The sequence below is a fragment of the Pseudodesulfovibrio profundus genome (assembly GCF_900217235.1).
Taxonomy (GTDB): domain Bacteria; phylum Desulfobacterota; class Desulfovibrionia; order Desulfovibrionales; family Desulfovibrionaceae; genus Pseudodesulfovibrio; species Pseudodesulfovibrio profundus.
This window is the reverse complement of record NZ_LT907975.1, coordinates 1,539,110-1,551,064: the sequence shown is the minus strand read 5'-3', so window position 1 is coordinate 1,551,064 and position 11,955 is coordinate 1,539,110. Positions and strand designations below refer to the sequence as shown.

General features: G+C 52.6%; 12 protein-coding genes. 8 read left to right on the top strand and 4 right to left on the bottom strand.

The genetic code is table 11. The features are described 5' to 3' along the window. The first annotated feature begins 115 nt into the window (after positions 1 to 115). The 3 genes from DPRO_RS07415 to tyrS all read left to right on the top strand — a co-directional run bounded on the left by DPRO_RS07415 (position 116) and on the right by tyrS (position 3,124). Positions 116 to 949 (top strand): CheR family methyltransferase, encoded by an 834-nt coding sequence (locus tag DPRO_RS07415; protein ID WP_232005740.1) that lies wholly within the window; start codon positions 116 to 118, stop codon positions 947 to 949. A 72-nt stretch (positions 950 to 1,021) separates the two neighbouring features. Beyond that, a complete protein-coding gene (locus tag DPRO_RS07410) occupies positions 1,022 to 1,798 on the top strand; it encodes a TIGR00282 family metallophosphoesterase (protein ID WP_097011467.1) in 777 nt (258 codons plus the stop codon). Positions 1,799 to 1,843: 45 nt separating this feature from the next. Further along, a complete protein-coding gene (tyrS, locus tag DPRO_RS07405) occupies positions 1,844 to 3,124 on the top strand; it encodes a tyrosine--tRNA ligase (protein WP_097011466.1) in 1,281 nt (426 codons plus the stop codon). Between the two features lie 72 nt (positions 3,125 to 3,196). Here the strand turns inward: tyrS and DPRO_RS07400 are convergent, their stop codons facing one another. From DPRO_RS07400 to DPRO_RS07385, 4 genes are all read right to left on the bottom strand, one after another. Beyond that, the gene (locus DPRO_RS07400) at positions 3,197 to 3,925 is read right to left on the bottom strand and encodes a CBM96 family carbohydrate-binding protein (protein WP_157917394.1); all 729 of its coding nucleotides are present in this window, start codon (positions 3,923 to 3,925) and stop codon (positions 3,197 to 3,199) included. A 292-nt stretch (positions 3,926 to 4,217) separates the two neighbouring features. Beyond that, positions 4,218 to 5,003 (bottom strand): ABC transporter permease, encoded by a 786-nt coding sequence (locus DPRO_RS07395; RefSeq protein WP_097011464.1) that lies wholly within the window; start codon positions 5,001 to 5,003, stop codon positions 4,218 to 4,220. Continuing rightward, on the bottom strand, positions 5,000 to 5,653 hold the full coding sequence (locus DPRO_RS07390) for an ABC transporter ATP-binding protein (RefSeq protein WP_097011463.1): 654 nt from the start codon (positions 5,651 to 5,653) through the stop codon (positions 5,000 to 5,002). Before DPRO_RS07390 ends, DPRO_RS07395 begins: the two co-directional genes overlap by 4 nt. Further along, a complete protein-coding gene (locus tag DPRO_RS07385; protein WP_232005739.1) occupies positions 5,653 to 6,477 on the bottom strand; it encodes a tetratricopeptide repeat protein in 825 nt (274 codons plus the stop codon). The genes DPRO_RS07390 and DPRO_RS07385 overlap by 1 nt, the downstream gene beginning before the upstream one ends. A 295-nt stretch (positions 6,478 to 6,772) precedes the next feature. Between DPRO_RS07385 and DPRO_RS07380 the strand changes: the two genes are divergently transcribed. From DPRO_RS07380 to DPRO_RS07360, 5 genes are all read left to right on the top strand, one after another. After that, entirely contained in the window at positions 6,773 to 7,333 is a 561-nt protein-coding gene (locus DPRO_RS07380; protein ID WP_097011462.1) for a helix-turn-helix domain-containing protein, read from the top strand. A gap of 6 nt (positions 7,334 to 7,339) precedes the next feature. Continuing rightward, the gene (locus DPRO_RS07375; protein ID WP_097011461.1) at positions 7,340 to 8,980 is read left to right on the top strand and encodes an AMP-binding protein; all 1,641 of its coding nucleotides are present in this window, start codon (positions 7,340 to 7,342) and stop codon (positions 8,978 to 8,980) included. Between the two features lie 133 nt (positions 8,981 to 9,113). Further along, positions 9,114 to 9,662: a helix-turn-helix domain-containing protein gene (locus DPRO_RS07370; RefSeq protein WP_097011460.1), complete on the top strand. Its 549-nt coding sequence runs from the start codon at positions 9,114 to 9,116 to the stop codon at positions 9,660 to 9,662. Positions 9,663 to 9,760: 98 nt separating this feature from the next. Continuing rightward, positions 9,761 to 11,398, top strand: a complete 1,638-nt coding sequence (locus DPRO_RS07365) for an AMP-binding protein (protein WP_097011459.1) — start codon at positions 9,761 to 9,763, stop codon at positions 11,396 to 11,398. Positions 11,399 to 11,542: 144 nt separating this feature from the next. After that, positions 11,543 to 11,944 carry a hypothetical protein gene (locus DPRO_RS07360; protein ID WP_097011458.1) on the top strand — a complete coding sequence of 134 codons (402 nt, stop codon included), beginning with the start codon at positions 11,543 to 11,545 and terminating at the stop codon, positions 11,942 to 11,944. The last annotated feature ends 11 nt before the right edge of the window (positions 11,945 to 11,955 follow it).

Sequence of the window (11,955 nt, the reverse complement as noted above, 5' to 3'; positions counted from 1 at the left end):
TGAGTCTGGTAAGCATGCTGGATGGAGCACGAAGAGAATGACTGGGAAGACGAATAAGGACGCGCAGACGTCACTATCTAATGCTGACACATTGAACAGGCGCATGGAGAGTAACATGTCGATGTTTCGTGCGGAAATGGGCGAGGGTGAATTCAAGCGATTCGCCGAGCTTATCCACAAAGAATTCGGCATCAAAATGCCGCCGACCAAAAAAGTACTTTTGCAGTCCCGTTTCCAGAAACGGCTGCGTGCTCTCGGTTTGCAGTCATACGAAGAGTATTGCGAGTATGTTTTTTCCGAAAAGGGCCGCGCTGAAGAGCGGCGGCACCTGATCGATGTTGTTACCACCAATACCACCCATTTTTTCCGTGAGCCCAAGCACTGGGACATCATGAACAATATCGTTCTGCCCGAAGTCTGGCGGCGGGGGATCGGCAATGGTCAGCCGCTCAAGATGTGGAGTGCCGGCTGTTCCAGCGGCGAGGAGCCCTATACGCTGTGCATGATCCTTTCCGAGTTTGCCAATCGCAACAAAGGGTTCGACTACACGGTTCTGGCTACCGATATTTCCACAGAAATTTTGCAAAAGGCCAAGCGCGCCATCTATTCCATGGAAAAAGCGGATGAGATTCCCATGGAAATGAAAAAGAAGTATCTGCTCAAATCAAAGAATAAGCCGCTGATCAAAATTGATGCATCCCTGCGTAACAAAGTGCGTTTTCAGCAATTGAATTTCATGGAGAATTTCAAGTTGCAGGAAATGCAGGACATCATATTCTGCCGCAACGTGGTTATCTATTTTGATCGTGATACCCAGGTCGTCCTGTTCAACAAGTTCTGCAATAACCTGAAGCAGGGCGGGTATCTGTTCATCGGGCACTCGGAATCGCTTTCAGGCATGCGGCTCCCACTCAAGCAGGTGGCCCCCACGGTGTTCCAGCGCCTGTAGTTGACCTGCTCGGCGAGGATGATTACTTCATCCATTGCCCCTTTCCCCAATACGACAAGGATAGCAATCAAAATGCGTGTATTGTTTCTGGGCGACGTAATCGGTCGTCCCGGCCTTACGGCTGTTACCAGTGATGTTTCCAGAATTCGCGAGGAACTCGAAGTTGATCTGGTTTTTGCCAATGGTGAAAATGCCAACAACGGTTTTGGGTTGACTGCAAAGCAGGCCAAGGCGATTCTCAAGGCCGGAGTGGACGGTATCACTGGTGGCAACCACATTTGGGCCGCCAAGGATCTGTACAACATGCTTGAGCAGGATAGCCGCTTGTTGCGTCCCTTGAATTATGCCGATCATCTGCCTGGATCCGGGGTGCGGATTTTCCGTAAGGACGGCCTTCCGCCGGTGGCAGTGATCAATATAATTGGGCGTACTTTCATGCCACCCATTGATTGTCCGTTTGCGGCGATCGAGACCGCTCTTGACGAGTTAACAGCCGAGGTGAAAATTATTCTGGTCGATTTTCACGCCGAAGCCACGGGTGAGAAAGTCGCCATGGGATATTTCCTGGATGGCAAGGTTTCGGCCATGGTCGGAACGCACACGCATGTCCAGACCAATGATGCCAGGGTACTGCCAGGAGGAACTGCCTACCTGACCGATCTGGGTATGTGCGGCACACGGGATTCCTGCATCGGCATGAAGCCGGAGATTATCCTGGATAGGTATTTGACGGGCCTTCCAAGACAGCTTGAAGCAGCCTCTGGAAGAGGTGTTTTACAAGGCGCCGTTTTTGACATAGATGATACGACCGGGCGGGCCATTTCCATGGCCACGTACCAACAGGACTAGGGACCGAATGGAAACGTTTTTTCCCACGGAAACAATGAGGAAACGATGAATATTTACGATGATTTAAAATGGCGGGGGCTCATTAATCAGGTTTCGGACGAAGACAAGGTACGCGAGTATCTGGCCAATCCGGGTGCCAGCATGTATTGCGGCTTCGATCCTACCGCCGCCAGTCTCCACGTCGGTAACCTCGTTCCGTTGCTCTGTCTTGTGCGCATGAAGCGCGCTGGACACAATCCCATGTACCTCATGGGTGGAGCTACCGGCCGTATTGGCGATCCCTCCGGCAAGGACAAGGAACGTGAATTGTCCAACCCCGAGATCATGGAAGGGCGTCTTGAGAAGATCAAGAGCCAGGTTCGCCGTTTTGTTGAGAGAAACACCGGTGATCGTCCTGACATCGTGAACAACTACGACTGGGTCAAGGATATGACCGCCATCGAGTTGCTGCGCGATGTCGGCAAGCACTTTTCCGTGAACTGGATGATGCAGAAGGAATCCGTCAAGGGCCGCATCGGTCGTGAAGACGGTGGTATTTCCTACACCGAATTTTCTTACATGATCCTCCAGAGCTACGACTTCTACCACCTGTACAAGACCCGTGGCTGCAAGTTGCAGATCGGTGGCGGCGATCAGTGGGGTAACATCACGGCCGGTTGCGAATTCGTGCGTCGTCGCTATGCCCATGATGACGAGCAGGCCGAGGCGTTTGCCCTGACCTTCCCGTTGATCACCACGGCATCCGGCAAGAAGTTCGGTAAATCCGAAAAGGGTGCCATCTACCTGAACGCGGAAGTCACATCACCGTATGCTTTCTACCAGTTCTTCATCAATACCGATGATCGTGATGTCGTCCGTTTCCTGAAGCTCTTCACCTTCCTTGAAAAGGATGAGATCGAAGCGCTGGAAAAGGAAATGGAAGACGCACCGCACCTGCGTACCGCGCAGAAGCGTCTGGCTGAAGAAGTGACTCGCATGATTCATGGTCAGCATGAGCTGGATCGGGTTCTTGCAGCTACCGAAGCATTGTTCGGGCAAGGCGATCTGAAGACGGTTGATCCGGGTACGCTCCGTGCCGCTCTTGAGTCTGCTCCGCACAAGCACTACGCCCCCGGCGACGTACCTGATCTGCCGCAGATGCTGGTTGATCTTGGTCTGGTCAAGTCCAAGGGACAGGCCCGTAAGGACGTACAGGGCGGCGGTGTTTACATCAACGGACAGCGCGTGGAAGACGGGCAGGAAATCACTAATGGTGATTTCATTGCCGGTGAACTGATGGTCATTCGTAAAGGCAAGAAGAATTACGGACTCATCACCCGCGGCTAGTCGCCGTTCAAGAAAAAGTATCAAGGGCCGCTCCATTTGGAGCGGCCCTTTTTTTGTTGGTGAAGAAAATAATCAGCCCATCACCTTACGACCATACCCAAGCAGGCCGATGATGCCGATTCCAAGCAGCAGTATGGTGGAAGGTTCCGGCACTGTTGCCCCCGGCCCCGGTCCTGGGTCTTCGAACGTATACTCCAGGTAGAGTCGCGGCCCATTGGTTGTTCCACCAGTTCCTTCGCTGTATGCGGAATAGCTGGCCGAATAGCCCATGGTGTCACCGATAAGTCCGACAATGGACAGGAGATCATCATTGAGATCGACTCCTTCGTCCCAGTTGTCGGTGCCACCATTGGTGAAGTAGGCGTTGCTCCACGTGAAGGCCGAGCCGGGGTAGTTGACTCCGAGCAAGGAATCATACCCGCCTTTGTTATCCCAGGTCAGCGTTGAGTCGATCCAGGTATCGTCGCTTACGTGGTAGAAGTGCGGGTAGCGGTTATACGGTGTTGTCCAGTCGGAAGCCGTACTCCAACTGGCTGAACCGTACAGGGAGAGTCGAGCTTTGGAAATGACGGCAGTGTCGGGGATTGAGGAGAGATCAAATTGAAAATAACTCCAGCGCTGGGAGTTGCTGCTGGAGTAGATGGAAAGAAATGGTGAGTCGCTTGGTGTGGATGATGGGTTGTCGGAATCAACCCAGGCGTCTTGGGATGCATACAGGGTTACCATCTCGGCGTTGGCTGCGGTCGCAAAGCCAACGATGACCAAAAGCAGTGAAAAGAGCATGCAAATCTGTCGTTTCATAATGCCCCCTCTGGATGTTCGGGATAGGCGAGAATGCATCTCCGTTGCATCCGATTTGTTGATTGGCCTACAGTTTGCGGGTGAAAAAATGCAAATAATGTTCCTGACTGTATGGGTGAGTAATTGTACGCTTTAGTGAAATAACGAGAAAATCAATCTGTAAAAAATAGATAATAACTGTAAAACAAATCGACAGGTGTGCAGGTGCTCATGTGTCTTTTGATTGGGTCAGAGCTGTGCAACTCTGGCTAGTCAAAAATCTTTGCCTAGAAGGAGGGAAGTGGACAACGGGCTATCGGAGCAGCAACCGCTGGCCACTGGAAAAACATCGCTTCCTGACGAGGCCGGTCACCAGGAGTGCACCCAGTGACGTTGCGGCCACGATCATCAGCATGACCACGATCTGGTAGCGGATGGCGATCAGTGGATCGGTGCCCGAAAGAATCTGACCGGTCATCATGCCCGGAAGAGAGACAAGCCCCACTGCCATGAGCGAGTTGATAGAAGGGATCATGCCTGCCTTGACTGCGTTGCGGAGAATGTCCTGTGATGCTTCACGGTAGTCGGCACCAAGGGCCAACTGCATCTCTACCTCGGCTCGTCGCGTCCGCAGGTCGGAGAACAGTCGTTCCAATGAGATGGAAATGGCGGTCATGGAATTGCCCACGATCATTCCGGCAAGGGGAATGAAGTATTGCGGAGTCCACCAGGGTTTTGCGCCGACAATAACCGCAGTCACTACATAGGAAACCAGCGAGTACGAGATGAGCATGGCTATAAACGTGGGCATGACAAAAGGTATTCGTCGTTCCTGGACCCTGCCTTTGATGATGTGCACTGCCGCAGCAATCATCCCGGAGAAAATGAGCAGCACCAGCCAACTGTAGTTGACCTCAAATATGAACTTCAGCACATATCCCATGAGAAAAAGCTGGGCGAATGTCCGAATGGTGCCGACCAGCAAGTCACGACCAAGTCCGAGCTTATGGTAGATGGAAGCCCCTCCGGCAAGCAACACAAAGCCAAGGCACAGCGTCAGTTGCAGTGGACCTATTTCAATGATGGCTTGTGTGGTCATGACAATTCCAGCTTTTTGTTGTTGAAATGAAGGGTGTGTGTCACCCCCGGGGGTGATTGTTCCGAGTGGGATATCATGAGTACGGTCATGCCGTTGTTATGCAACTCAACGGTTTTTTCCAAAACAATGGCTGCACTGTCGGCGTCCAGTGAGGCTGTCGGTTCATCGAGCAGGATGACTTCCGGCTCAAGCAGTAGGCTTCGTATGAAACAAAGCCGCTGCGCTTGACCAACAGATAAGGTGTCGGCACGGGTGTCCAGGGAAAAGCAATCGAGCAGAAACGCCTTAAGCCGATCCTGTAACTCCTGATCATTGGGGTGGCTTAGCACGCTATTCGCTTTGAAAGTGAAGGGCAGGAGCAGGTTGTCGCGGATGGTGCCGCTGATCAATGATGGCATCTGCTGCATGTAGGCCACCGAGCGCCGGTACTGTGGTGGCGGAACGGTTTCGCAGGGAGCGCCATGGAAAAGGATATGGCCGGATTGGGGTTCTTCCAGACGGGAAAAGAGTCGAAGCAGGGTGGATTTTCCGGCACCGGAAGGTCCGCGCACCAGCGTGTAGCTGTTGTCCGGGATGGACAGTGAAACAGCGTCCAATATGACAGGGCCGTCGGCATACTGAAAAGTGACCTGATCCAGCCCGAGTGACATTACTTGTCCCGATGCTTCGCTATGTAGTCGAGAAACTTCTGCGCCTCTTCAAAATTCGGTGCTATCTCGAGTGCTTTTTGGAGATGTTCCTGGGCCAGGTCAATGTCTCCACGCTGAAAATAGGCACGGCCGATGTTGTAGTAGAGATTCTCGTCGTTGTCGGTGATTTCCAATGCCCGTGTGTAGTAGGTGACGGCCTGATCGAGCAGATTGGACTTGCGAAGATTGATGCCGAACTCGTTGAAAAGATGTTTGTGCTGACTGGTGAACGCTGCATCCAGCCCGACGATACGCTCAAAAATATCGCTGGCCTTGGCTGCGTCCCCTCGTTCCATGTAGGTGAGGCCCAGACCAAAGTTGGCGCGTACGTTGTTTTCATCAAATTCGAGGGCGGCAGAGTATTCGAACTCGGCAGAATACAATGCTCCCTGATCACGTTGCTGCTCGGCACGTTGGATGGTTGAGTTCATTTCCTGCATCCGCGGAAACACTTCGGTCTGATAGTATTCGAGCTCCGGAGTGTAGCGCTCCAGAAAGTCGGGCAGAGGGATTTCCTCCTTTGGGCCGGAAGGAATATTGTTGGTGTTGAGAGGCTGGACTTCGACCATGGGCGTTTCTCCCGCCTCATCAGGAGCGATCTCTCGGGCGAACCAGTATGCTTTTTGAATCATCTTCCGTTGCGTGGTACCGGTTCCGACCTTGTTGACGGTCTGGCTGGAGAACACGCCGGATATCTTTTCCCGATTGACATCATCGGGTATGGCACCTTCAAAAGTCCCTTCATCTTGCGGAACTTTTTTGCTCGTCAATTTTTCATTCGTCACAGCGTTTCCTTGTCTCTTGATCTGTTTTTGAAAAATACACTGGTGTGAAGCGGTTGGCAACCGCCCTCCGTGCCGATTCGTCAACAATATAATTCGTTCATATGTCGGGTGAAGATCGTTTTCATAGCCGGGAGAGAGAAAGAAAGATGACCCTGAGTGTATGGAAGTGAGTCAGGTGACATTCTTCGCTGTTTCGGGTAGAGGCAAGGGCTGCGAATAATTGTCTTCCGCGAGGCTGATCGACGGAAGATTTTACATATAGCCGTATAGTAACTGTTTTCAGGAGACAACATCCATGACTAGCATCGGTAAGAGGATTCAATCCTACCGTGAAAAGCAGAATCTGAGCATCGAAGACCTGGCCAACCGCACCGTTCTTTCAGAAGATTTCATCCGCGCCGTCGAAGACGACGACATGTACCCCTCACTGCGTCCGCTGGTAAAACTTGCACGCGCTCTGGGCGTTCGCCTGGGCACCTTTCTGGATGATCAGGTGTCATCCGACCCGCTGATCACCCGTCTTGCCGACAGGGAAGAAGAACTGACCATGCATCCTGACGGCAAGGAGCCGGGGGTTGTCTTCCATTCTCTGGGTAAAGGGAAAACCGATCGGCACATGGAGCCATTTTTCATTGAACTGCTTCCTGAGTCCGCCAAGGATGAAACGCTTTCCTCCCATGAAGGCGAAGAGTTCATCGTTGTCCACTCCGGGCAGGTTCGCATCAAGTATGGTCAGGAAGAGACCATCCTTTCGCCTGGTGATTCCAGCTACTTCAATTCCGTGGTGCCGCACAACGTGGCCTGTCATGGTGATGAAAAGGCTGAAATCTACGCTGTCCTCTACTTCCCGGAGTAGATCGTTATGGGAGCTATACGCGAAGTAACACTCGGACAATTGTTGGATGAGGCCGTTGAGAAGTGGCCCGATACCGAGGCCGTAGTTTATGTGGATCGTGACTTTCGTCTGACCTACCGCGAATTTGGCGAGTTGGTCGATACTGTTGCCAAGGGCCTGATGGCGCTTGGCGTCAAGAAGGGTGAAAAGGTCGCTGTCTGGGCCAACAACGTACCGTACTGGGTGACGTTGCAGTTTGCCACGGCCAAGATCGGGGCAATTTTGCTGACGGTGAATACGCATTACCGTTCGCATGAGCTCAAATATCTGCTGGAAAACTCTGAGGCCGATAACCTTTTTATCATAGGCAGTTACAGGGATCACGATTACCTGCAGACCGTCTACGAGCAGATTCCCGAACTCAAGGTGCAGGAACGAGGTCAGTTGCGGACCAACAAGTTCCCCAAGCTCAGGCGGGTGTTCTATCTCGGGCACGAGAAACATCGCGGTATGTACTCCATCCCTGAACTGCAGGCCATGGCTGCCATGGTTTCGGATGAAGAGTACCAGGCACGTCAGGCTGAGCTTGATCCGCATGATGTGGTCAACATGCAGTATACTTCCGGAACCACCGGGTTCCCCAAGGGCGTGCAACTGACCCATCACAACATTGGCAACAACGGGTACTGGATCGGCAAGAATCAGGAATTTCAGCCCGGAGAACGGCTGGCGCTGACCGTGCCGCTGTTCCATTGTTTCGGCTGCGTGCTTGGCGTGCTTGCCTGTATCAACCACGGTGTGACAATGGTCATTCTGGAGGACTTTGTCCCCACTGATGTCATGCTCGCCATTGATCAGGAAAAGTGCAACGCCGTGTACGGTGTGCCTACGATGTTCATCGCCATGCTCGATCATCCCTTGTTTCCCAAGTTTGACTTCTCCAACCTGCGGACAGGCATCATGGCCGGTTCGCCTTGTCCGGTCGAAGTCATGAAACGGGTCATGGACAAAATGAACATGACCGAGATCACCATCTGCTACGGCCTGACCGAGAGCAGTCCGGTCATGTCCCAGACCAAGATCGGCGATACCATGGAGCACATGACCGAGACCGTTGGCACGGCAATGCCCGAGGTCGAGATCATGATCACTGATCCTGAAACCGGCGAGGAAGTCGGTCCTGGTGTTCAGGGCGAAGTGTGCTGTCGCGGTTACAATGTCATGAAAGGGTACTACAACAACCCCAAGGCCACCGAAGAGACCATCGACAAGGATGGCTGGCTGCACTCCGGCGACCTCGGTGTGCTGGACGAGGATGGGTACCTTTCCATTACCGGACGTCTTAAGGATATGATCATTCGTGGTGGCGAGAACATTTATCCTCGTGAAATCGAGGAGTTCCTGTACACCATGGACGGCGTGCTTGATGTGCAGGTAGCCGGCGTCCCGAGCAAACGTTTCGGTGAAGAGGTGGGTGCATTCCTTATCCTCAAGGAAGGAGTGGATCTGTTGCCCGAAGATGTCACCGATTATTGCCGTGGCAAGATATCCAAATACAAGATACCAAAATACGTCACCTTCATGACTGAATACCCGATGACCGCATCGGGCAAGATTCAGAAATACAAACTGCGCGACCACGCCGCCGAGCTGTGGCCAAACGCGTAGCATCGTGAAAAAAAGCCGGGGTGTTTTAGATGGCGCCCCGGCTATCCATACATTATGGTGATTACCGTTCCCTGTTTTTCAGGGACGGCCCTCCGGTCGGTCACCGGAGGTATTGCTTATAGCAGGAGGATATATGGAACAGTACAAGGAAATCGCGCCCCGACTCGTGGGACTGCGCGAGGGCATCGGTTGGACGGTCGAGGAAATGGCCGATCTGCTGAACATGCCCAAGGAAAAAGTCGCGGAATACGAATCCGGCACCGTGGAAATTCCCGTTGGGTACATGCTGGATGTCTCCCGCCTGTGCCGCGTGGATTTGACCACGCTGATTTCGGGTCGCGAGCCGCACCTGAAGTCCTACTCGCTGGTGCGCAAGGACGAAGGGTTTTCCGTGGATCGCCGCAAGGACTATGATTACAAGTCTTTGGGCTACAAGTTCGCCGGTCGTCAGATGGAGCCGTTCTTGATTACGGTTCCGGCCAAAAGTGGTGAAGACATGACCGAAACTTCACACCGCGGTCAGGAGTTCATCTACGTGCTTGAAGGACGTCTGGAGATTCGCCTGGATGGTGAACCCGTTATCGTCGAAGAAGGGGATTCCTTCTATTTCAATTCCGAAAAGCCCCATGCCCTGCGCGGTCTGGATGGCAAGGACGTCAAATTTCTCGATGTGATTCTATAGGGCTGGCTGTTAAAGCAGTCCGCCCGGACCAAGTTTTGATGGTTTTTTGAGAGAGGAAACAGGAAAAACTGTGTATGGAATCACGGAGAGATTACTAAATGTTTACGAAAGAGAATTACGCGAGCTACGAAGATTTTTGTCAACGATATGAACTGAAGGCGCCGGAGAATTTCAACTACTCCTACGATGTACTGGATGCGATGGACCCGGAAAAGGTTGCGTTGATCCATGTGGATGATGCAGGAGAGCGCCGGGATTTCACCTTCGGATTTTTTCAGCAATCATCTGCCAAGCTTGCCAACGCCCTGATGGCCAAGGGCGTCAAAAAGGGCGATCGCATCATGTTGGTGCTGTATCGTCGTGTGGAATACTGGACCGTCATGTTGGCGCTGCATCGCATTGGTGCTCTGCCGATCCCCTCACCCTCCCTGCTGACCAAGAAAGATATTGTCCAGCGTGTGAATTATGCCGGTATCTCCGCCATCATCTGTGAAGACTCCATCTGCGAGCGGGTGGACGAAGCCCGCGGTGAATGTGACGGGCTAAATCTCTTTGTTCAGATCGACGGCGAACTGAACGATGGCTGGCTCGACTATGAGGCACTGATGGACAAAGGCGGGGAGGACTGTCCCCGCACTTCCGATGCTCCATGCGGTTCCGACCCCATGGTCATCTTCTTTTCCTCTGGCACGACCGGTCTGCCCAAGATGGTCCTGCACAATTTCGACTACCCGTGCAGCCACTTCTCCACCGGTGCCCATTGGCACGATCTGGAGGAGGGCGACATTCACCTGACCTTGTCTGAAACAGGCTGGGCCAAATCTGTCTGGGGCAAGTTTTACGGGCAATGGATGGCTGGAGCCGCTGTTTTTGTCTGGGATTTCCGGGGCAAATTCGAGCCGGCCGAGTTGCTGCGGATCATGGCTGAAAACAAGATTACGACGTTCTGTGCGCCGCCCACCGTGTACCGGTTCCTGGTGCGTGAGGACTTGTCTCAATATGACCTGTCGGCTCTGCGTCACTGCACGACCGCTGGTGAGCTACTTAATGAATCAGTTTTCCATGCCTGGAAAAAGGCCTTCGACATGCCCATTTATGAGGGGTACGGCCAGACGGAAACCACCTTGCAGGTGGCGACCTTCAAGTTCATGGAGCCAAAGCCCGGCTCCATCGGCAAGCCTGTTCCCGGATGGGAGATTGCGTTGATGGATGAAGAGGGCAAGGAAGTTCCTCAAGGTGAGGAAGGGGAAATCTGCATCCGTATCGATAAACCGGTGCTTGGGTTGTTCGATTCCTATATGGATGAGCCAGAAAAAACCGCTTCCGTGAAATTCGACGGCTGGTATCACACCGGCGACAAGGCATGGGCGGATGAGGATGGATTCCTCTGGTTCATGGGCCGTACCGATGACCTCATTAAAAGCTCCGGCTACCGCATCGGGCCCTTTGAGGTCGAGTCTGCATTGATTGCTCACGACGCAGTCATCGAAGCCGCCGTGACTGGTGTGCCTGATGACGTGCGCGGTCAACTGGTCAAGGCCACTGTTGTGCTGGCTCCCGGTTACGAAGGAAACGAAGCGTTGACCAAAGAGCTGCAAGGGTATGTTCGGGAACTCACCGCACCGTATAAATACCCCCGCATCATCGAGTACGTCACTGATCTGCCCAAAACCATCAGCGGCAAGATCAAGCGAAAGGAAATTCGCGAGGCGGATTTGAAAAAATACGCTAACTAGTTTCGACGTTACGAACAAAGCAAAAGGCCGTCCGATACCGGGCGGTCTTTTTTTATTGGGATACATCCCAGTGAGATACGGCGTAACCGGTCAGACATATGTGGACCACTTGCTCAATGAAATAAACTCCAATACCCTTACCCCATGATTTTATTTGTTCTTATACGAGATATCATTATCTTTGCGGCTGGGGTGTGGTTTTTCGAGTTCTGGCTGGATTTCAAATTGCCGGATGAAAACAATCTTTTACTCTTTTTCGTGGCAATCCCCATTATATGGGCGACCATGATGCAGATGTGGACTTCCATCAGTTATAAGGAACAGCCGAATCGTATCATGTACTGGGTATGTCATCTGCTCGGAGTCCTGCTGTTGTTCTGCTCCGTTTTCCTGATCAGCGCAGTGTTGAATACCATTGAAGGCTCATTGGATCAGACGGGCAATATCATGTTCCACTTTGTGGGCTGGTCCGCCATCGTGGGGATCATCATTTATGACGTGGTGGATATCAGCCGGATGGAGAGCAGCAAAAAAGAAAGCGAATAACATGGGACTTC